We start from the raw sequence: 20,751 nt of genomic DNA, 5'->3' as shown, positions 1-20,751 counted from the left end.
AATCAAAGAGTACGGGCGGCGACGGCGGATTCGTGTGTTTCGCTGCGTGCCGCGCGGCGTTTGTCGAGCCACGCGTGCACCATCCCGTAGACGACAGGGACGAACAGCAAGGTCGACACCGTGCCGAGCGCGAGGCCGCCGATTACGGCGCGGCCGAGCGGCGCGTTCTGTTCGCCGCCGTCGCCGAGGCCGAGCGCCATCGGCAGCATGCCAATCAGCATGGCGAGCGCCGTCATCAGCACCGGCCGGAAGCGGCTGAAGCCGGCTTCGAGCGCGGCCTGCAACGGCGGCTTGCCGCCGTGGTGAAGTTCACGCGCGGTGTTGACAACCAGAATGCTGTTGGCCGTGGCGATGCCGATGCACAGAATGGTGCCGGTGAGCGCTGGCACGCTCAGGCGGGTGCCGGTGCTGAACAGCATCCACGCAATGCCGGCGAGCGAACCCGGCAAGCCGCTGATCGTGATGAACGGGTCGAGCCACGACTGGAAATTGACCACCATCAGCAGATAGACGAGGCCGATGGCGAATACGAGGCCGCTCGCGAGACCGCTGAACGAATCGTGCATGGCCTGCACCTGGCCGCGTACGACGATGGATGCGCCCGGCGGCAATTGCGGCCGGATCTGCTCGACCAACCGGTTGACGTCCGCCGCCACGCCGCCAAGATCGCGCCCTTGCGCCGACGCGAAGATATCGAGCACCGGTTGCACGTTGTAGTGCGAGACGACGGCTTGCTGCGTGCCGCGTGTCAGCGTGCTCAACGCGCCGAGCAGGTTCTGCGGCGCGGGCCCCACGCCGTTCGCCGAGAACGGGGCCGTGGCCGCTGCCGTCGTCGGCGCGCCGCCGCTCTGCGCGACCGGAATATTGGCGAGCGCCTGCAACGAGTTGACGTCGTACTGCGGCATCATCGCCACCAGCGGATAGCTCACGCCGTTGCGCGGATCGAGCCAGAAATTCGGCGTGGTCTGCGAACTGCCTGAGAGCGCGATCAGCAGGTTCTGCGATACCTCACGCTGCAACAGGCCGGCCTGAATCGCCCGGGTGCGGTCGACATTGACGTTGATCGCGGGCGCGTCGCCGGGTTGCTGAATGCGTGCATCGACGAGACCGCGCACGCCGCGCAGTTGCGCGAGCAAACGGTCCGCCACCACGCGGTTGGCGTCGAGCTTGTTGCCGACGATCTGGATATCGATCGGCGCGGGCAGGCCGAAGTTGAGAATCTGGCTGACGATATCGGCGGGCAGGAAGGCGAACGTGACGCCGGGGAAATTCTTGGTCAGCGTGTTGCGCAGCGTCGCGACGTATTGCGCGGTCGGCTTGTGTTTCGGCGCGAGCGTGATCATCACGTCGGCATCTTCGGGGCCGATCGGGTCCGACGAGTCATAGGTCAGATTGATGCCGCTCACCGGCACGCCGATGTTATCGAGCATCGCCCCGAGTTCCTGCTTCGGGATCACATCGCGCACGCGGGCTTCGACCTGGTCGGTGATACTCGCGGTGTCCTCGATGCGCGTGCCGGTCGGCGCGCGCAGATGCAGGCGGATTTCGCCGGTGTCCACAGCCGGGAAAAAGTCACGGCCCGCGAACGGGACCAGCGCAAGCGAGCCGAGGCAAAGCACGAGGAAGATCGCAATGAAGCGCTTCGGGCTCGCTATCGCCGCGCCGAGCACGCCGCGATAGCGTTCGCGCAGCCGTTCGAAGCGTTGCTCGAAGCCGGCCTGGAAGCGGATCAGGCGCGCAACCGGACCGTTGCCGGTGGCGGGCGCGTTGCTGCGGGCGCGCATCAGATACATAGCGAGCGTCGGCACCAGCGTGCGCGAGAAGAAGTACGACGCGATCATCGCGAACACCACTGCTTCGGCCAGCGGCACGAACAGATAGCGCGCGACGCCGGAGAGCAGGAACATCGGCACGAACACGATACAGATCGAGAGCGTCGAGACGAAGGTCGGCACGGCGATTTCGCCGGAACCGTTCAGAATCGCGTCCTGCAACGGCTCGCCGTTCTCCAGGTGATGCGTGATGTTTTCAATGGCGACGGTGGCGTCGTCGACGAGGATACCCACGGCGAGCGCGAGGCCGCCGAGCGTCATGATGTTGATGGTCTGGCCGAGCGCGGACAGCGCGATCAGCGAGGTCAGCACGGCGAGCGGAATCGACACCGCGATGATCAGCGTGGCGCGCCAGCTGCCGAGAAACAGCAGAATCATCAAGGCGGTGAGGGCGGCAGCGATCAGCGCCTCGCGCGCCACGCCCACCACGGCCGACTTCACGAACACGGATTGATCGGACAGCGCGGTGATATGCAGCGCGCTCGGCAGGCCGGCCGCGATATGCGGCAGCATCGCCTTGACCTGCTGGATGATGGTCAGCGTCGAGGTACTGCCGGATTTTTCGATGGTCAGGAGCGCGGCGCGTTTGCCGTCGCTGCGCACGATATTGGTCTGCGGCGCATAGCCGTCGCGCACATGGGCGACGTCACGCACGTACACCACGCCGCCGGCCACGGTCTTGACCGGCAGATCGTTTAGCGCGGCCACCGTGTCGGTGCTGCCGTTCATCTGCACGTTGTATTCCTTTGTGCCGATCTTCGCCGTGCCGCCCGGCAGAATCAGGTTCTGCGCATTGACCGCGTTGACCACGTCGAGCGGGGCGAGGCCCTTGGCCTGCAACGCGCGCGGATCGATATCCACCATGATCTGCCGCACCTTGCCGCCGAACGGCAGCGGCACCGAGGCGCCTTGCACCGTCGCCAGTTGCGTGCGGATCTGGCTGTTGCCGAGATCGTAGAGTTGCTGTTCGGAGAGCGTGTCGCTGGAGAGGCCGAGTTGCAGGATCGGCACCGTCGAGGCGTTATACGTAATGATGTTCGGCGGCAACGTGCCGGGCGGCAGTACGCGCAGGATCGACGCGGAATTAGACGCCGCTTCCGCAATCGCGCGATTGATGTCCGCGCCCGGATGGAAAAAGATTTTCACCACGGAGACGCCGTTCAGCGATTGCGACTCGATGTGCTCGATATCGTCGACGTCCGAGGTCAGCGCGCGTTCGTAGTTCGACGTGATGCGACTGGCCATGTCTTGCGCCGAGAAGCCGTTGTAGCTCCAGACGATGCTGACCACCGGGATATCGATGTTCGGAAAGATATCGGTCGGCGTGCGCAGTATCGCGAGCGGGCCGACGATAAAGATCAGCACGGCGAGGACCATGAAGGTATAAGGGCGGCGCAGCGCCAGCCTGACAATCCACATGACGGGTTCCTGAAAAAGGGCCGATGGAGGCACGCGCCGTTGCAGTGCTGCGAGGCGCATGACGCGGGCTTCGTAAGTCAGGAGTGTGGCGGGGCGGCGCTGACCGGCTGCCGTCGGTTAGATTACCGTTCTGTTATGTGAGCGCTGAAGTGAATGCGCGCAGATGTGGCGCGGCTTCGCGTGGCATATCGCCAGGCGTGCGTAGATAACAGAACGGTAATCTGGAGGTCAGTGCCCGGACAGGGGAAATGACAAGAATGGGAGGCGTATTGCTACCCAGTCATTGTTTGCCCCTACCCGGAGAGACATCATGAAATTGCTTAACGCTGTTGCCGTCACCGCGCTCAGCCTGGCATTCGGCGCGAATGCCTTTGCGCAAACCAGCACGTCAGGTCTGACGCGCGCCGATGTAACGGCGCAGTTGAAGCAGGCACAGGCAGAAGGGCTGGTGCCGTCCCATGATGAAGAGTATCCGCCGACGGATGCCGAAATAGCGCGAAACCGGGAGCTTTATGCGATCGGGCACCACGCGGATAACACCGCAACGGTGCGCGCCGCGCAGATGCCGGCGATGAATGGGGAGCCGGTTTCGAACTGAAACAATTTACCGCCGTATCAAACCGGCTGCTTCCGGCTGGCAGCAGATTGCCGACGCTACGGCCGATCCCGGCTGCGTGCCCGCGTCGCGCCGGTAATCACAGCGACGCCGAGCAGAATGACCGCCACGATGGCAATCGTATGCTGCGCGACGTGCATGGCCATCAATCCCCATGACACGCCGCCGATCAGAATGATCCAGCCAACCAGGTAAATAAGCAGGGTCATCTTTTCTCCTCGTTCGAATCGACGTAGTAGGTCTATCGAGTAGCAGGATTCGCGCCCGACGCCGGCCTGTCGCGCCGGCGTCCGGAAGCTGAAGAAGAGAAGTGCGATGACGAAGCGCGGTTCGTCCGCCTCAACCGCAAGCCGGCGCGGCCTTCTTGCACGCATCCGCCAGTTGCGGCGGCGGGTCCTTCTTGAACACGGTCTTATAAGACTCGAGCACGTTCGACTGAACCACCGGCAACGATTGCACGCCGATCCACGCCGGCGGCGTCTGGCCGATCAGCGCCTTCATCATCGCCATGGCCTCGGCAACGCCTTGATCGTACGGACGTTGCGAACCAGTTGCCTTGAGCGGTCCGCCCTTGGCGATTTCGATCGCGGATTGCAGGCCGAGATCGACCGTCGTCATGGGAATGGTCACGCCTTGCGCGCGCATAGAGGTCAGCGTGTCCAGAGCCGGCTGATCCCACACCGCGAACAGGCCCTTCACGTCAGGATTGCCAGTGAGGAAGTCGCCCGCGATCTGGCCGACTTTAGACGGGTCCGTGAAGGCGACCTGTTTGATCTTGATGTCCGGACGGTTTTTCTTCAGCCAGTCGTTGACGGCCTTGGTCCGTTCCGTCGTGCTGAAGTAGTCGACGCCGAAATTCACGAGCCCGACCGTTGCGCCTTGCGGCACGCACGAGGCGAGCACTTTCGCCGCGATCTGGCCATTGCCTTCGCTATCCGCTGAGATCATCGCCGAGTATTCTTCCGGATGCTTCAGGCCGGTCGGCACGTTGTCCATGAACACGAGCTTGATGCCGGCCGCGGACACTTTTTTGTAGGTGGCGGCCGTCGCCGTGCCATCGACCGGAATGGAGATGATGCCGTTCGGGTGGCGCTGGATTGTGTTCTCGATATCGGCGATCTGCTTGTCGACCTGATATTCCGCCGACGCCGTGCCGATCACTTCCACGCCGTACTTCTTCAGCGTATCGGTGATGCCCGCCACCTGAAGTTGCGACCAGTCGAGATTCATGGTCTGCATCGAAATGCCGACCTTGAACTTGCCGGCCTTGATTTTGGCGATGTCGGCGTCGGTCAGTTTCACGGCATCCACCGACGCGGCTTTTTCGCCGTTCGGTCCTTGCCCGACGATACCCTTCGGCCCGATCGAGCCCGCCGGTATGCCGGTCACGCATTGTGCGTAAGCACCCGGGGAAGCCAGACAAGCGACGGCGGCCGCCGCCATGACACCGGCTAACGCTATTCTTGAACCACGACGTTGTTTCATGTTTCTCCTCCGTTGGTCTTCATGTCCGCGCTTCACGTCTTCAGTCCGAACTTCCTTGTTTCCTGCCTACTTCCTCGTAAACGCAACCGCCGCGACGATGATCACGCCTTTGATCACCAGTTGCAGCGATGAACTCACGCCGAGCAGCACCAGCCCGTTATTGAGCGTGCCGATGATCAGACTGCCGAGCAGCGTCCCCAGCACGAAGCCGCGTCCGCCGAACAGACTGCAGCCGCCGAGCGTCACTGAGGCGATCACATCCAGCTCCATGCCTTGCACCACGTCGGGCCGCGCCGCATGCGAGCGCGCTGACAGCACGAGCGCGGCGAGTCCGGCCAGCATGCCGGTGAGAATGAAGGCGAGGGTGGTCACGCGCCGCGTGTTGATGCCCGAATAGAGCGCGGCGGTCGGATTGCCGCCGGCCGCGTAGATCTGCCTGCCGAACACGCTGTAGTGCAAGAGCAGAATGCCGGCGATCACGGCGAGCAGCGTCCAGATGATCGGCACCGGCACGCCGAAAATATCGCCTTCGCCGAAGATCGAGATGAACGAGTCGTTATCGATGATCACGGGCTTGGTGGTCGTGACCATCAGCGCGAGTCCACGCGCGGCGCTCAGTGTGCCGAGCGTGACGAGAAACGAAGGAATGTTGACACGCGTGGTCACGATTCCATTGATCGCGCCGACAATCGCGCCGGTGCCGATACCGGCAATCGCGCCGATCACCCAGTTGTTGCCCACGTACGCCATGGCGAGCGCGGCGGACATGCCCGAGAGCGCCAGCGTCGAGCCCACGGAAAGATCGATCTGCCGCGCGATGATCACGAAGGTCATGCCGATCGCGATGATCGAGACGAGCGCGGTTTGCCGGCCGATATTCAGGAAGTTATCGATGGACAGGAACCACGGCGACGCGAAGCTGAACACCACCAGCAGGATCGCGAACGCGGCATACAGCGCATATGGCCGGTCGCCTTGCAGCAGGGCTTGCGCGATGCGCCGCATACGGCTTTTCTGCGGCGACGATGCCTGCCGTTCGGCCGTCAGCGGCGAGACAGATTCATTCATGTTGCAGACGCCTCGAGCGAAGAACGGGAAAGTTGGATCAGGTGATGCAGCGCTTCGGCATTAGCGAGTTCCGCGCGCTCCACGGTATTGACGATGCAGCCGTCCGCGACGATCGAAATGTGGTCGCACAGGCGCAAGAGTTCATCCAGATCCGACGAGACGATGAGCACGCCGGTGCCCGCCTGCGCGGCGTCGTTCACCACGCCGTAGATTTCCTCGCGCGCGCCGACATCCACGCCAACGGTCGGTTCGTCGAGCATGAGCAACTTGGGGCGCGGATGATTCCACTTCGCGAAGACCACTTTCTGCTGGTTGCCGCCGGATAAGAACTTGACCGCGGTCGATGAGTTGGGCGCTTTCACGGCCAGCTCTTTCATGGAACGCTTCGCCTGCTGAACGGCGGCCTGACTGCGCAGCCATCCCCAGCGGGAAAAATGCGGCAAGCGCGGCAGCGTCAGATTGCGTTCAATCGAATGATCGAGCACGAGCCCTTCGAGGTGACGATCCTCCGGCACCAGCGCCACGCCGAGTTGGATAGCCTCGGCGGGTGTGATGCGCGAGCGCGTCCGACCGTCCAGTTCGATGCTGCCGGCGTCGACGGATCGCAGGCCAAAGACGGTTTGCAGAATCTCGGTGCGTCCGCTGCCGATCAATCCCGCGAGTCCGTGGACTTCGCCGCGGCGAACCACGAGATCGATGTGATGCAGGCGGTCGTTGCTGACGTTCAATAACTTGAGTACGGGCGCGGCGTCGGCATGGCGTGCTTCGTCGGAGGTCGCCGCACCGCTTGCGGTTGGGGCAACGGCTCCATCGCCCACCGCCGTTTTCTGTCGCGCCTGCAACGCGGCATGAGCGGGACCGACAATCGCCGCCACCAGTTGCTTCATATCCGTTTGCGCGGTCTGGAACGTGCCGGCATTCGCGCCATCGCGGAACACGGTCACGCGCTGCGAAATCCTGAACACCTCGTTCAACCGATGCGTCACATAGATCACGCCGACGCCGCGAGCCGTGACTGCGCGAATCGCGTCGAACAGAATCTGCTCTTCGCCGCCGGTCAACGCGGACGTGGGTTCGTCGAGAATCAGCACGCGCACTTCGCCCATCAGCGCTTTGCAGATCTCGGTCATTTGCCGGTAAGCGAAGGGCAGCGAGCCGACCGGCACTTTCGGATCGAGTGGAATGCCATGCGAGCGCAGGAACTCGCCGACCGTGGCCATGAGCTGGCGATTCTTCACGAAGCCCAGACGCGTGCGCGGTTCGCGGCCCAACATGAGATTGGCGCCGACCGACAGCGATTCGACGAGACTCAAATCCTGATAGACCACGGCGACACCCGCATCGCGCGATTGCGCCGGCGAGTCGAACGCGACTTGCTGGCCGGCGATTTCGATGACGCCCTCGTCATACGCATGCACACCGCTCAGGATCTTGATCAGCGTGGATTTGCCCGCGCCGTTTTCGCCGAGCAGCGCGTGGACTTCGCCGGGCAACACTTCGAGGTTGACGCCGCGCAGCGCGTGCACGCCACCGAATCGTTTGGTGACGCCCGCAACACGGATCAATGGAACCTGAGGCGATGACGCGGCCGCGACCGCAACCGGCTCACTCATCTGGCATGTCTCCTTCGTCCACGCGACGAAATTTTTTTCTTTGTATAACGCTATCCGGCCGAAAACCGTGTTGTGATCTTCGCATCATGAATATGGTGCGTCAATAACATTCACGGGCATTCACCGTGCTCAGCCGCTTGATGATGTAACGATTGCTCGCAAAGCTTGTTATGATTCTATCAATCGTTGTAGCATAAGTGCGAACAAATTGTCGGCGGCTGTTGTGCGTCGCATCATATTTTCGGATGTCTTATGCCAGAAGCCCCATTGCAGTCTTCATCGGTCGTCGCGCTGCGCGGCACACCGATCGTTCATCCCGAGCGCAATCCCGGCATGCCGTTCGACGCCTCCTGGCTCGACGGCTTGCGCGTCAATCAGTCGGCGGTTGAACGGCGCACCGCCACGCTCGGCACGCGCCGCAGCGTCAAGAAAGACGCGCAGGCGGCCTGGTTGCTCAAAGCCGTCACCTGCATCGACCTCACCACGCTCAACGGCGACGACACCGAAGGCCGCGTGCGGCGGCTCTGCGCGAAGGCGCGACAACCGGTGCGCGCCGATCTGCTCGAAGCGCTCGGCTTCGCGCCGCAAGGCATCACGACGGGCGCGGTGTGCGTGTATCACCGCTTCGTCGCGGCGGCGGTCGATGCGCTGCACGGCAGCGGCATTCCGGTTGCCGCGGTCTCTACGGGTTTTCCTGCGGGCTTGATTCCGCATCCGCTGAAGCTGAAAGAGATCGAAGCCTCGGTCGCGGACGGGGCGCAGGAAATCGACATCGTCGTCACGCGTGAATATGTGCTCACCGGCAACTGGCAGGCGCTCTACGACGAAGTGCGCGACTTCCGCGCGGCCTGCGGCCCGGCGCATCTGAAAACCATTCTTGCCACCGGCGACATTCGCACGCTCTCGAACGTGGCGCGCGCGTCGATGGTCTGCATGATGGCCGGCGCCGACTTCATCAAGACATCCACCGGCAAGGAAGGCGTCAACGCGACGCTGGATGTCTCGCTCGTGATGGTGCGCATGATCCGCGAATACCAGGAACGCACTGGCGTGCTGATCGGCTTCAAACCGGCGGGCGGCGTATCGACTGCGAAGTCGGTGCTGTCGTATCAGATACTGATGAAAGAAGAACTCGGCCGTGCGTGGCTCGAACCGGAGCTGTTCCGGATCGGCGCGTCGAGCCTGCTGGCCGATATCGAACGCCAGCTCGAACATTACGTGAGCGGCCGTTACTCCGCTTTCAACCGTCACCCCGTAGCCTGAACAGAAGACCGATCCCATGAGCGTAGCCGAGTATTTTTCATCGATGGAGTACGGTCCCGCACCCGAGGACGATCAACCCGCGCGCGCCTGGCTGGCGCAGCATGAAGATGGCTTCGGGCATTTCATCGGCGGCGCGTGGCATGCGCCGGCGGCGGGTGAGCGCTTCGCGTCGAACGCGCCCGCGACCGGCGAGCAACTCGCCCAGGTCGCTCAAGGCGACGCGGCCGACATCGACGCCGCCATAGCTGCCGCGCGCGCCGCGCAGCCGGGCTGGCTCGCGTTGGGCGGCGCCGGACGGGCGCGGCATCTGTACGCGCTGGCCCGCATGGTGCAGCGTCATAGCCGGTTGTTCGCGGTGCTCGAAGCGCTCGACAACGGCAAGCCGATCCGCGAAACGCGCGATATCGACGTGCCGCTCGTCGCGCGTCACTTTCTGCATCACGCGGGGTGGGCGCAGTTGCAGGAGAGCGAGTTCGCGGATTATGCGCCGCTCGGGGTGGTCGGTCAGATCGTGCCGTGGAATTTCCCGCTGTTGATGCTCGCGTGGAAGATCGCGCCGGCCATTGCCATGGGCAATTGCGTGGTGTTGAAGCCGGCTGAATACACGCCGCTCACCGCGTTGCTGTTCGCGGAACTCGCGCATCGCGCCGGCTTGCCGGCCGGCGTGCTGAACGTCGTCACGGGCGATGGACGCACTGGCGCGGCATTGGTCGAGCATCCGCAAGTCGACAAGATCGCCTTTACCGGTTCGACGGAAGTGGGCCGGCTGATCCGATCGGCCACGGCCGGTTCCGGCAAGTCGCTCACACTCGAACTCGGCGGCAAATCGCCCTTCATCGTGTTCGACGACGCTGATCTGGACGGCGCGGTCGAAGGCGTCGTCGACGCAATCTGGTTCAACCAGGGGCAGGTCTGCTGCGCGGGCTCGCGGCTGCTCGTGCAGGAAGGCGTCGAAGCGCGTTTCATCGCCAAGCTGAAACGGCGCATGGAGACGCTGCGCGTGGGCACGTCGCTCGATAAAAGCATCGACCTCGGCGCGATTGTCGATCCGGTGCAACTCGAACGTATCCAGTCGCTGGTGGAAACCGGCCGGCGTGAAGGTTGCTCGGTCTGGCAGTCGCCTGATACGACTATGCCTTCCGGCGGCTGCTTTTTCCCGCCGACGCTCGTCACCGGCGTAGCACCAGCGTCCACGTTGGCACAGGAAGAAATCTTCGGCCCAGTGCTGGTGACGATGAGCTTCCGCACACCCGACGAAGCGATCGCGCTCGCCAACAACTCGCGTTATGGACTCGCCGCGAGCGTGTGGAGCGAAACCATCGGCCGCGCGCTCGACGTTGCACCGCGCCTCGCCAGCGGCGTCGTCTGGATCAACGCGACGAATCTGTTCGACGCGGCGGTTGGCTTCGGCGGCTATCGCGAATCGGGCTACGGCCGCGAAGGCGGGCGTGAGGGCATCTACGAATATCTGAAACCGCGGGCGTGGCTCAAGCTTGCGGAGCGCCGTTTGGCGCCGGCCCTTGCGCGCAACGCGGAGACGCTCGACCCGTTGTCGAACGTCACGTCGATCGATCGCACCGCGAAGCTGTTTATCGGCGGCAAGCAGGCGCGTCCTGACAGCGGCTATTCGCTGCCGGTGCATGCGCCGGACGGCACGCCCGTCGGCGAAGTGGCCGCGGGCAATCGCAAGGACATCCGCAACGCGGTCGAAGCGGCGCGCGCGGCGCAGAAATGGTCGCAGGCGAGCACGCATAACCGCGCGCAAGTGCTGTTCTATCTGGCGGAAAATCTCGCCGTGCGCGCTGACGAATTCGTGCGCCAGCTCGTCGTGCGAAACGGTGCGACGGAGGCCGCGGCGCGTGCCGAAGTGGATGCCTCCGTGCAGCGCCTTTTCACGTACGCGGCGTGGGCCGACAAGTTCGATGGCGCCGTGCATACGCCGCCGTTGCGCGGCGTCGCGCTGGCCATGCATGAGCCGCTCGGCGTGATCGGCATTGCCTGTCCGGACGAAGCGCCGCTGCTCGGCTTCGTTTCGCTGGCGGCGCCCGCGCTGGCGATGGGCAATCGCGTGGTGGTGCTGCCGAGCGAGGCGTCGCCGCTCACGGTTACCGACTTCTATCAGGTGGCCGAGACGTCCGACGTGCCCGGCGGCGTGCTGAACATCGTCACCGGTGAACGCGGCGCGTTGCTGCCCGCGCTCGTGAAACACGACGACGTCGACGCGCTCTGGTGTTTCGGCAGCGCGGCGGATTCGACGCTGGTCGAGCGCGAATCGGTCGGCAACCTGAAGCGAACGTTTGTCGATTACGGCCGCCAGTTCGACTGGTTCGACCGTGCGAGCGAAGGCCGGCCGTTCCTGCGCCAGGCGGTGCAGGTGAAGAACATCTGGATACCGTACGGAGATTGACCGGCTGATCCGCCAAACGTACCGAACGTCTTGAAGTAAAGACACGCACGCCAACCAGAAAATGGAGGAGACAACGTGCTGAAGAATCTGGATTTGTTGCTGCATACATTGGTGTTGTGCGCATGTGAAGCATCGACCCGAAGCCGCTTGAATCAGGCTGGATTGCCGCAAGGGGCGCCCGCATGAACACGCCTTCGCAAGCAACCGGAAAGGGGCGCGTCGTCATTCTCGGCATCTATGTGACCGATCTGACGTTTCGCGCCGGACGTATGCCGCAGATCGGCGAAACGATCGCGGGCACGGCGTTCGCCATGGGGCCGGGCGGCAAGGGCTCGAATCAGGCGGTCGCGGCCGCGCGGGTCGGCGCGGACGTGGTGTTCTGCACCCGCATCGGCAACGACGCGTTCGGCTCCATCGCACGCGCCACCTGGGCCGCTGAGGGCATCACGGCGCGCGCGTCGGTGATCGACGGCGTCTCGACGGGCGCGGCGCATATTTTCGTCGACGACAACACCGGCATGAACGCGATCATCGTCGCATCCGGCGCGGCCGGCACGATGGAGGCCGCCGACGTCGATGCAATCGAAGCCGACATCGCGTCGGCCCGCGTGTTCGTCACGCAACTCGAACAGCCGCTCGAAGCCGCGCGGCGCGGGCTCGAAGTGGCGCGCAAGCACGGCGTGATCACCGTGTTCAATCCGGCGCCCGCCATGCCGCTCGACGACGCCATCTTCCCGCTGTGCGACTACATCACCCCGAATGAGACCGAAGCGACCGCATTGACCGGCGTGCCGATCGCCAACGCCGACGACGCCCGCCGCGCCGCCGACGTTTTGCTCGCCAAAGGCGTCGGCACGGCGATCATCACGCTGGGCGAGGGCGGAGCGCTGTTGCACTCGGCGACTCAATCGCACCTCGTGCCCGCGTATCGCTGCGGCCGCGTGGTGGAGACCGCTGGCGCCGGCGACGGCTTCACGGGCGGCTTCGCGGCAGCGCTCGCACGTGGCGACGACGCGATCACCGCATTGCGTTTCGGTTGCGCACTCGCCGGTATTTCCGTGACGCGTCCAGGCACGGCGCCTTCCATGCCGACGCTCGCCGAAGTGAATCAAGTGCTGAACCAGCCGGCCGGCGTATCCCAGCCATCCTGAACTGACCGTTTGCGAAGCCCGAAGGAGCGTGTCGTTACCATGAAGTCTGCGTTCACCGCTGGAAAACTGTTCGGCGACCGGCAACTGAATTTCCTGCTGATCGTCAACGTGCTCGTCGTGCTGGTCGCGACATGGCTCTCGCGCGGCCAATTCGTCGACATCGACAATCTGCAGTCGATGGGCGGCCAGTTGCCCGAACTCGGCCTGCTCGCGCTCGGCATCATGCTCTCAATGGTGTCGGGCAACGGCGGTATCGATCTGTCCGGTGTCGGGCTCGCCAACCTGTCCGGCATGGTGGCCGCGCTGATCGTGCCGCGCTTCGTCAATGGCGACGATTCACCCGCGCTGTACACGTCGCTGTTCTGCGTGATCGTGGTGGCGATGGGATTGCTGGGTGGACTGTTGAACGGCGTGGTGATCGCGCGCCTCAGACTCACGCCGATTCTCTGCACGCTCGGCACACAGCTGCTGTTCACCGGTTTTGCGGTGGTGCTCAGCAATGGCGCCTCGGTGCATGTCGATTACGTGGACCCGTTGTCGAATATCGGCAACGGTACGGTGTTTCAGGTGCCGATCGCATTCTGCATCTTTATCGCGGCGGTGATCGTGCTGGGGTGGCTGCTCAAGCGCAGTCCATTCGGCTTGCGTCTCTATCTGATGGGCACCAATCCGAAAGCGGCCTTCTATGCCGGCATTCCGCGCGCTCGCATGCTGATCACGACGTATGCGATGTGCGGCGTGCTCGCGTCGCTGGCTGGCCTGATCAGCGCGACGCATACGTCCAGCGCGAAATGGGACTACGGCAACTCCTATCTGCTGATCGCGATCCTGATCGCGGTGATGGGCGGGGTGAATCCTGCCGGCGGTCATGGCCGCATCATCTGCGTGTTCTTCGCCGCGACGGTGCTGCAGTTTCTCTCCAGCCTGTTCAATCTGATGGGCGTGTCGCAGTTTTTCGGCGACTGCGCGTGGGGTTTTCTATTGCTGCTGTCGCTGGCGTTTGCGGGTGGCGAACGGGTGCGCGCGATCTTCGGCTTCGGCGGCGGGACGGGCGCTTCGAATGCGGTGAGTTCAACGAGTTCAACGCCAAAAAGTTAGCGGCGTTGCATGAAGTTTCAGTACGCGGCGGACAACGAGCCCAGGCTGTCCGTGACGGTGAAGTGGGCGACATCGAACGATAAAGGAGACATCGCATGAAATTGACTCGACTGGGTGCGGCGCTTGCGGCAGGGGCGCTGACGGTAGGCGTGATCGCCGCGGCGCAGGCTGCCACGAACGAAACGATCGTCACGGTCGTCAAGGTGACCGGCATCAACTGGTTCAACCGCATGGACGACGGCGTCAAGCAGTTCGCCAAGGACAACCCCAACATCAACGCGTATCAGACCGGCCCCGGCCGTGCGGACGCGGCGCAGCAACTGAAGATCATCGAAGATCTGATCGCCAAGAAGGTGACGGCCATTGCCGTGGTGCCCTACGATCCGCCGACGCTCGAACCCGCGCTGAAGAAGGCGATGGATCGCGGCATCAAGGTGGTCACGCATGAAGCGGACAACGCCAAGAACACGATGGTCGATATCGAGGCGTTCGACAACACCGCTTACGGCGCGGGCCTCAACGAGCGGCTCGCCTCGTGCATGCACGACGACGGCAAGTGGGCCGTGCTGGTCGGCTCGCTCGGCAGCCGTTCCCAGGTGCAATGGGCGGACGGCGGTATCGGCAACGCCAAGGCCAAGTATCCGAAGATGAACCTGGTCGAGCCGAAGCTCGAAACCAACAACGACGGCGAGCGCGCCTATGAAGTCGCGAAGGAAGTATTGCGCAAGCATCCGGACCTGAAGGGCTTCCAAGGCTCGTCTTCGCTCGACGTGATCGGCATTGGCCGCGCGGTGGAAGAGGCCGGCATGCAGGGCAAGATCTGCGTCTACGGCACGGGTCTGCCGACGGAAGCCGGCAAGTTCCTCGAAAGCGGCGCTATCAACGGCATCGCGTTCTGGGATCCGAAGCTCGCGGGCATCGCGATGAACAAGGTCGCGAAAATGCTGGTGGACGGCAAGACGGTTGAAAACGGAGCCGACCTCGGCATTCCGGGCTACACGAAGGTGACGGTCGCTAAAGGTCCGGGCAAGGGCATCATCGTGCGCGGGCAGGGCTGGGTGAACGTCGACAAGTCGAACTACAAGCAGTATCCGTTCTGAACTTTGCGGCTTCCGGTTTTTGTTTCATGTGTCATGGCGTCCTCGCAAGGGGACGCCTCAACCTGTGACCCGCTACAATGAATCAAGACGCAACCTCACCTAAGTCACCGCAGTCCGACGCGTCGCAGCCGTTTTTGCAGGTTGTCGGCGTGCACAAGCGCTTCACCGGCGTGCATGCGTTGCGCGGCGTCAGCCTGTCGTTTGAACGCGGGCAGATTTATCACCTGCTCGGCGAAAACGGTTGCGGCAAGAGCACGCTCATCAAGATCATTTCCGGCGCGCAGCCGCCCGACGAAGGCGAACTCGTGATCGAAGGCGTGCGGCATGCGCGGCTCTCCGCGCTCGAATCGCTCGCCGCCGGCATCGAGACCGTGTATCAGGACCTCTCGCTGCTGCCCAACATGAACGTGGCCGAAAACGTCGCGCTCACGTCGGAACTCGCCACCCATCAAGGCAAGCTGGTCCGCACCTTCGACCGGCGCGAACTGGCCCGCACAGCCGCGCGCGCGCTCCAAGCAGTCGGCCTGCCCGGCAACGCGGAGTTTCAGGCCACGCTGATCGAGCAATTGCCGCTCGCCACGCGGCAACTGGTGGCGATTGCCCGCGCGATCGCCAGCGAGGCGAAGTTCGTCATCATGGACGAACCCACCACGTCGCTCACGCAAAAGGAAGTCGACAATCTGATTGCCGTGCTCGCCAATCTGCGCGCGCAGGGCGTCACCGTGCTGTTCGTGAGCCACAAGCTCGACGAATGCTATGCGATCGGCGGCGAAGTGATCGTGCTGCGCGATGGGCAGAAAATGGCGCAAGGGCCGATCGCGCAATTCACCAAGGCGCAGATCAGCGAATTGATGACAGGGCGGCATCTGTCGAATGAGCGCTATCGCGAAGGTGCACACGAGCCCAACGTCGTGCTTGAGGTGCGAGGCTATACGCGCGCCGGCCAGTTCAGCGACGTGTCGTTTGCGCTGCACGGTGGCGAGATTCTCGGCATTACCGGTTTGCTCGACTCGGGCCGCAACGAACTCGCACGTGCGCTCGCGGGTGTCGCGCCGGCGCAATCCGGGCAAGTGACGCTCGACGGCAAGACGGTTTCACTGCGCACGCCCTCGGACGCGAAGAATCATCGCATCGGCTATGTGCCGGAAGATCGCCTGAACGAAGGGCTCTTTCTCGACAAGCCGATTCGCGACAACGTGATCACCGCAATGATCTCCAGCCTGCGCGACCGCTTCGGCCAGATCGACCGCGTCCGCGCGCAGGCGCTCGCGGAGCAGACGGTGAAGGATTTGCAGATCGCCACGCCGGGTGTCGACAAGCCGGTGCAATCGCTGTCGGGCGGCAACCAGCAGCGCGTGCTGATCGGCCGCTGGCTCGCCATCGACCCACGCGTGTTGATTCTGCATGGGCCGACGGTCGGCGTCGACGTCGGCTCGAAGGACATCATTTACCGCATCATGCAGCGCCTGTCGCAACGCGGCATCGGCATCATTCTGATCAGCGACGATTTGCCAGAACTGCTGCAGAACTGCGACCGCATCCTGATGATGAAAAAAGGCCGCGTGGCCAGCGAATATCAGGCCGACACGTTGAGCGAAGCCGATCTGTATCACGCCCTGCTTTCGGAAGCCGCATAAAGGACGTTCCCATTTATGAACTCGCGCATCGATTCGCGCCTGAACCAGACCATGACCACCCCGACCGTCGTCGAAGTCGCCCCCGAGGTCAAGCCGCCGAGCTTGCGGGCCAAGCTCGCGCGTAATCCCGAATGGTTCACCCTGGCATTGATCGTGGTGACGTGCCTGATTGTCGGCGCGATCAATCCGCGCTTCTTCCAGTTGGCGACGCTGTTCGACCTGTTGCATTCCGCGACCACGATGTCGCTGTTCGCTCTGGGCACGCTCGTGGTGCTGGCCTCCGGCGGGATCGACGTGTCGTTCACTGCGATTGCCGCGCTGACCATGTACGGCATCACCAAGGCCGTCTTCGCCTGGTGGCCGGATGCACCGTTCGCGCTGATCCTGATCACTGGCGCGCTCGGCGGCGTCGTGCTCGGCATTGTGAACGGGTTGCTGGTGCATCGGCTGAAGGCGCCTTCGCTGATCGTCACGATCGGCACGCAGTATCTGTATCGCGGGCTGCTGCTGACGTTCATCGGCACGACGTTCTTCATGAACATTCCGCACAGCATGGATCATTTCGGCCGCATCCCGCTGTTTTTCTATCACACCGCTGACGGCCTGCGGGCCGTGCTGCCAGTATCGGTCGTCGCGTTGGTGGCGGCCGCGGTGGTCACGTGGTGGCTGCTGAATCGCACCATGATGGGACGCGGCGTCTATGCGATGGGCGGCAGTCTCGCGATTGCCGAGCGGCTCGGCTACAGCCTGCGCGCGATCCATCTGTTCGTGTTCGGCTATACCGGCATGCTGGCCGGTATAGCGGGCATTCTGCACGTGTCGAACAACCGGCTCGCCAATCCGTTTGATCTGGTGGGCACTGAACTCGACGTGATCGCCGCTGTGATTCTGGGCGGCGCGCGCATTACGGGCGGCACGGGGACGGTGGCCGGCACGTTGCTCGGCGTGGTGCTGGTCACGCTGATCAATAGCGTGCTGATTCTGGTGGGCGTGCCGAGCACCTGGCAGAAGGTGATTATCGGCGCGTTCATTCTGATCGCCGGAACGCTGTTCGCCTTACAGCGCAAGAACTGAAGATTGAAGCTGCGGCCTCCGCGTTGCTCGCTGAGGCCGCAAAATGCAGAGGTGAGGAAGCGCGCCTAACGGCGCTTGCGGTGCTCCTGGCCTTTCTCGGTGATGATGGAATCGAAGTCGTCCACTTGCGAGAAACGCACGGCTTTCACCACGCCGAACTTGCTCTGGTCCACCACCAGATGCCGCTCGACCGCGCTCGCCATGGCGGCCTGTTTCAGCGCGACCTCATGAAAATTCCAGCATGTCACGCCGCGCGCCGCGTCCACGCCGCCGGCTGAAATGAACGCCTTGTTGATGCCCATGCGGCGCAACATCTCCAGACTTTCCTCGCCCGCGAACGAATCGGACGAAGGGACATAGACGCCGCCCAGCAGAATCATCCGCACATTGGGTTTGCGCCGCAGAATCTCCGCGACGTTCAGCGAATAGCACACCACCGTGACATGCCGCTCGACCGGGATCAGCCTGGCCAGCGTGGTGAGCGTTGTGCCGCAGTCGATGAACAGCGTCTCGTTGTTGCCGATGAGTCCCGCCGCGATTGCCGACGCCTCGGCCTTGGCCTGCGCGAAGTGGTCTTTCTCTTCTTCGAGTGAATAGCCGGCGTTATTGGGGACGTCGGTCGCGCTGACGATGTAGCCGCCGAGATACGTGAATCGCTCGGGACTGCCGGCGATGTCGCGCCGGACAGTCATTTCCGAAACGCCCAGCAGGCCGGCGGCGTCGCGCAGGCGCATCACGTTTTGCCTGCCCAGTGCTTCGGCAAGGGCGCGGAGGCGGTCGGGTTTCAGCATGGAGCTCCTGTCGCGCAGTGAGGAAAGGCGTTATGTTTTGTTCGATTTGGTGAAAGAATTATAACAAGAGGCGGTGCGCACGGCGAGCGGGATATCGGTTGTTTGGGACGGCCGGCGGCATGTGCTGGCGCGTTTTCGTACTGTCCGGTGCGGAAGAAATGCTGAGGTCAAATGGCGGATCGCGTTCTTCTCGAAGTCCACTCACGCGGCCATAGAATTTCATAGCGCTTATTGGCTAGATGAAGCAGGGCTTTATTGGTGAGCAGCGATTGCGCGGAACGCGATTGTATTCAGAATGAATGCATCGTCTTTAATCCGCACCGCATTACGCCATTCATTCACTTACATTTCTGTAAGCCTCGTTATAATCCGAACGCTTACGTCGCGGCTTTTTTGCGGCCGGAGAAAAACTGACAACGTCGCGTGGAAAACGGATCACGATAATGGCTGGCGGACAAAATATCAAAACTCTGTGCGAGAACCACTGGGCGCGATGGAAAGCCGATTGCAGTGGCTTCCTGAAGGCCGTCGCGGCAGACCTCGATATCACGTTGACGGGTGATGCGAACAGCATTATCGACACGATCGGCCGCGCCCCGTGGACTCAACTCGGCTCGGATGCCGATAAGGCCGTGGCTTATGCGGGCCTCGGCTATCTGGTGGTTGCCGGATTGAAGGCGACGCATCACGGCCATGTGGTGATTGTCATGCCGGGTCAATCGAAACCTTATCCGCTCGCGTATTGGGGCCGATATGGCGGCGTCGGACGGAAAAACACCGCCATTAACTTTTCCTGGTCGCATGCGGATCTCGCGAACGTCCAGTATTACGCTATCAAGCCATGAAGCAGAGTCTTATCACGCGAGCGGTCATGGCCGTTGCCGGTCTGTTAATGGCGGCTCCGGTTGCCGTCGCGCAATCGTGTCATTACAACGAGGTGAATCCCGGCACGGGCAAGCTCAGCGTCGGCGACCTGTCCATCGATCTGGGGCAGAACGACGGCACAGATACTCCGACGGCCTGGCTCGGTCCGCTCACGCTGAGCCGTGCGGGTGGCGCGCCGTGCTCCGTGGACCCGAACGTCAGCATCGTCGAGCGGCCGCTTTATACGAACGGCAAGCAGTTTCTCGTCTCCACGTATTCCGGCAGCGAGCAGGTGGTCTACGCGATCGATGCGTCGACCTGCAAGATCCAGTGGAAAAGCGATTCGTTTTCCGGCAAGGTCAAACTCAGCGGCAACCGTTTGCAGATGGATAAGCGCAAGGTGAAATTGGGCTCCAACTGCACGCCTTGAGGCGGCTTGCAAAAGTGTGCTGCATATTCAACTCGCTCAAGTCGCGTTTGACGATCAGGCAGGCGCGACGTTCGACTCCTGCACGTCCGCCGCGAGATATCGGCCCGGCGTCGTTCCCATTGCTCTGCGGAACATATCGATAAACGCGCTGACGTTGTCGTAACCCAATTCGAGCGCGATCGTCGTTACGGGTACGCCATCCGCGACAAGTTCAAGCGCGCGCAGCAAGCGCGCCTGTTGACGCCATTGCGCGAACGACATGCCTGTCTCGCTCACGAAGCGGCGACTCAGCGTGCGCGGCGCGAGACCGGCCCATGTCGCCCATTCTTCCAGACGCCGGTTATCGGACAGATCGCTAACCAGTGCGTCCGTGATCCGCACCAGCCTCGGGTCTTCCGGGCGCGGCAAATCGAGCGATTCCTCTTTCGACGCTATCAACTCGTCGATGATCACCTCGGCAATCCGCGTCTGCCCCTGATCGAGTTCCACCCCCGGCCATGTGGCGACGCGCCTCACCGCCTCGCGCAGCAAAGGCGTGGTTTTGATCGCGCGCGGCTCACGCGGCAACTGCGCGCAGCGGTGCTCGGTAATGAAAACACTCCACCCTGAGAACGGACCATACGAGCGAACCGAGTGGACGCAATGCGGCGGAATCCAGATCGCGTGAGTGGCCGGCACGACCCAATGGCGCTTATCGAGCCCGACCGATACAAGCCCGCTCAGCGCGCCCATGAGTTGTCCGCGCGCGTGACTATGCGACGACGTCGCGCGCGCCTCGCTCTGCGTCAATTCCGCCGCGGCGAGGAACGGCCCTTCGGGCGATGTGACGAGATCCGGTCGGATTAATTGCTTCGGCATGGCTGGAACACCGTATTGAATGGCCTTTATACCGGAGACCGGCCG

17 protein-coding genes are annotated in these 20,751 nt (G+C 63.0%); 10 read left to right on the top strand and 7 right to left on the bottom strand.

Translation table 11 applies throughout. The features are described 5' to 3' along the window. Positions 1-2: 2 nt before the first annotated feature. A complete protein-coding gene (locus B0G82_RS34805; RefSeq protein ID WP_121310543.1) occupies positions 3-3,251 on the bottom strand; it encodes an efflux RND transporter permease subunit in 3,249 nt (1,082 codons plus the stop codon). 310 nt (positions 3,252-3,561) lie between these two features. On the opposite strand from B0G82_RS34805, the gene B0G82_RS34800 reads away from it, so the two are divergent. Next, positions 3,562-3,849: a DUF4148 domain-containing protein gene (locus tag B0G82_RS34800; RefSeq protein ID WP_121310542.1), complete on the top strand. Its 288-nt coding sequence runs from the start codon at positions 3,562-3,564 to the stop codon at positions 3,847-3,849. Between the two features lie 56 nt (positions 3,850-3,905). Here the strand turns inward: B0G82_RS34800 and B0G82_RS40220 are convergent, their stop codons facing one another. The 4 genes from B0G82_RS40220 to B0G82_RS34785 all read right to left on the bottom strand — a co-directional run bounded on the left by B0G82_RS40220 (position 3,906) and on the right by B0G82_RS34785 (position 8,033). Beyond that, positions 3,906-4,076, bottom strand: coding sequence for a hypothetical protein (locus B0G82_RS40220; RefSeq protein WP_166678947.1), 171 nt, complete (start codon positions 4,074-4,076; stop codon positions 3,906-3,908). Between the two features lie 130 nt (positions 4,077-4,206). After that, entirely contained in the window at positions 4,207-5,352 is a 1,146-nt protein-coding gene (locus tag B0G82_RS34795; protein ID WP_121310541.1) for a substrate-binding domain-containing protein, read from the bottom strand. Between the two features lie 66 nt (positions 5,353-5,418). After that, entirely contained in the window at positions 5,419-6,420 is a 1,002-nt protein-coding gene (locus B0G82_RS34790) for an ABC transporter permease (RefSeq protein WP_121310540.1), read from the bottom strand. Beyond that, positions 6,417-8,033, bottom strand: coding sequence for a sugar ABC transporter ATP-binding protein (locus B0G82_RS34785; protein ID WP_121310539.1), 1,617 nt, complete (start codon positions 8,031-8,033; stop codon positions 6,417-6,419). The genes B0G82_RS34790 and B0G82_RS34785 overlap by 4 nt, the downstream gene beginning before the upstream one ends. A gap of 252 nt (positions 8,034-8,285) precedes the next feature. Here B0G82_RS34785 and deoC point away from each other — a divergent pair, with 252 nt between their 5' ends. From deoC to B0G82_RS34750, 7 genes are all read left to right on the top strand, one after another. Next, the gene (gene deoC / locus B0G82_RS34780; protein WP_121310538.1) at positions 8,286-9,296 is read left to right on the top strand and encodes a deoxyribose-phosphate aldolase; all 1,011 of its coding nucleotides are present in this window, start codon (positions 8,286-8,288) and stop codon (positions 9,294-9,296) included. A 16-nt stretch (positions 9,297-9,312) separates the two neighbouring features. Next, positions 9,313-11,703 (top strand): aldehyde dehydrogenase family protein, encoded by a 2,391-nt coding sequence (locus B0G82_RS34775; protein WP_121310537.1) that lies wholly within the window; start codon positions 9,313-9,315, stop codon positions 11,701-11,703. 182 nt (positions 11,704-11,885) lie between these two features. Further along, positions 11,886-12,854, top strand: a complete 969-nt coding sequence (gene rbsK / locus B0G82_RS34770; protein ID WP_116144849.1) for a ribokinase — start codon at positions 11,886-11,888, stop codon at positions 12,852-12,854. A gap of 39 nt (positions 12,855-12,893) precedes the next feature. After that, complete coding sequence (locus B0G82_RS34765) at positions 12,894-13,952, top strand: ABC transporter permease (protein ID WP_121310536.1); 1,059 nt, start codon at positions 12,894-12,896, stop codon at positions 13,950-13,952. A gap of 95 nt (positions 13,953-14,047) precedes the next feature. Next, on the top strand, positions 14,048-15,052 hold the full coding sequence (locus B0G82_RS34760) for an autoinducer 2 ABC transporter substrate-binding protein (protein ID WP_116144845.1): 1,005 nt from the start codon (positions 14,048-14,050) through the stop codon (positions 15,050-15,052). A gap of 77 nt (positions 15,053-15,129) precedes the next feature. Beyond that, entirely contained in the window at positions 15,130-16,689 is a 1,560-nt protein-coding gene (locus tag B0G82_RS34755; RefSeq protein WP_121310535.1) for a sugar ABC transporter ATP-binding protein, read from the top strand. A 15-nt stretch (positions 16,690-16,704) separates the two neighbouring features. After that, positions 16,705-17,763 carry an ABC transporter permease gene (locus B0G82_RS34750; RefSeq protein ID WP_121310534.1) on the top strand — a complete coding sequence of 353 codons (1,059 nt, stop codon included), beginning with the start codon at positions 16,705-16,707 and terminating at the stop codon, positions 17,761-17,763. Between the two features lie 65 nt (positions 17,764-17,828). On the opposite strand, the gene B0G82_RS34745 is transcribed toward B0G82_RS34750, so the two are convergent. Next, a complete protein-coding gene (locus tag B0G82_RS34745) occupies positions 17,829-18,554 on the bottom strand; it encodes a DeoR/GlpR family DNA-binding transcription regulator (RefSeq protein WP_106277967.1) in 726 nt (241 codons plus the stop codon). A 443-nt stretch (positions 18,555-18,997) separates the two neighbouring features. Here B0G82_RS34745 and B0G82_RS34740 point away from each other — a divergent pair, with 443 nt between their 5' ends. After that, a complete protein-coding gene (locus B0G82_RS34740; protein ID WP_199730203.1) occupies positions 18,998-19,399 on the top strand; it encodes a hypothetical protein in 402 nt (133 codons plus the stop codon). Continuing rightward, entirely contained in the window at positions 19,396-19,848 is a 453-nt protein-coding gene (locus tag B0G82_RS34735) for a hypothetical protein (protein WP_147439609.1), read from the top strand. Before B0G82_RS34740 ends, B0G82_RS34735 begins: the two co-directional genes overlap by 4 nt. A gap of 54 nt (positions 19,849-19,902) precedes the next feature. Here B0G82_RS34735 and B0G82_RS34730 read toward each other — a convergent pair whose 3' ends face one another. Continuing rightward, on the bottom strand, positions 19,903-20,706 hold the full coding sequence (locus tag B0G82_RS34730) for a helix-turn-helix transcriptional regulator (protein ID WP_121311042.1): 804 nt from the start codon (positions 20,704-20,706) through the stop codon (positions 19,903-19,905). Positions 20,707-20,751: the final 45 nt, after the last annotated feature.

Source organism: Paraburkholderia sp. BL17N1 (assembly GCF_003634175.1).
In the GTDB taxonomy this organism is placed as follows: domain Bacteria; phylum Pseudomonadota; class Gammaproteobacteria; order Burkholderiales; family Burkholderiaceae; genus Paraburkholderia.
Note: the sequence above shows the minus strand (reverse complement) of the source record. Positions and strands in the feature narration are given on the sequence as shown.

Bases quoted from the DNA above. Each gene is read 5' to 3' on its own strand.
- B0G82_RS40220 (WP_166678947.1), bottom strand. From the start codon at position 4,076: ATGACCCTGCTTATTTACCTGGTTGGCTGGATCATTCTGATCGGCGGC.
- B0G82_RS34745 (WP_106277967.1), bottom strand. From the start codon at position 18,554: ATGCTGAAACCCGACCGCCTCCGCGCCCTTGCCGAAGCACTGGGCAGG.
- B0G82_RS34740 (WP_199730203.1), top strand. From the start codon at position 18,998: ATGGCTGGCGGACAAAATATCAAAACTCTGTGCGAGAACCACTGGGCG.
- deoC (WP_121310538.1), top strand. From the start codon at position 8,286: ATGCCAGAAGCCCCATTGCAGTCTTCATCGGTCGTCGCGCTGCGCGGC.
- B0G82_RS34790 (WP_121310540.1), bottom strand. From the start codon at position 6,420: ATGAATGAATCTGTCTCGCCGCTGACGGCCGAACGGCAGGCATCGTCG.
- B0G82_RS34800 (WP_121310542.1), top strand. From the start codon at position 3,562: ATGAAATTGCTTAACGCTGTTGCCGTCACCGCGCTCAGCCTGGCATTC.
- B0G82_RS34755 (WP_121310535.1), top strand. From the start codon at position 15,130: ATGAATCAAGACGCAACCTCACCTAAGTCACCGCAGTCCGACGCGTCG.
- B0G82_RS34735 (WP_147439609.1), top strand. From the start codon at position 19,396: ATGAAGCAGAGTCTTATCACGCGAGCGGTCATGGCCGTTGCCGGTCTG.
- B0G82_RS34795 (WP_121310541.1), bottom strand. From the start codon at position 5,352: ATGAAACAACGTCGTGGTTCAAGAATAGCGTTAGCCGGTGTCATGGCG.
- B0G82_RS34775 (WP_121310537.1), top strand. From the start codon at position 9,313: ATGAGCGTAGCCGAGTATTTTTCATCGATGGAGTACGGTCCCGCACCC.
- B0G82_RS34785 (WP_121310539.1), bottom strand. From the start codon at position 8,033: ATGAGTGAGCCGGTTGCGGTCGCGGCCGCGTCATCGCCTCAGGTTCCA.
- rbsK (WP_116144849.1), top strand. From the start codon at position 11,886: ATGAACACGCCTTCGCAAGCAACCGGAAAGGGGCGCGTCGTCATTCTC.
- B0G82_RS34730 (WP_121311042.1), bottom strand. From the start codon at position 20,706: ATGCCGAAGCAATTAATCCGACCGGATCTCGTCACATCGCCCGAAGGG.
- B0G82_RS34765 (WP_121310536.1), top strand. From the start codon at position 12,894: ATGAAGTCTGCGTTCACCGCTGGAAAACTGTTCGGCGACCGGCAACTG.
- B0G82_RS34805 (WP_121310543.1), bottom strand. From the start codon at position 3,251: ATGTGGATTGTCAGGCTGGCGCTGCGCCGCCCTTATACCTTCATGGTC.
- B0G82_RS34760 (WP_116144845.1), top strand. From the start codon at position 14,048: ATGAAATTGACTCGACTGGGTGCGGCGCTTGCGGCAGGGGCGCTGACG.
- B0G82_RS34750 (WP_121310534.1), top strand. From the start codon at position 16,705: ATGAACTCGCGCATCGATTCGCGCCTGAACCAGACCATGACCACCCCG.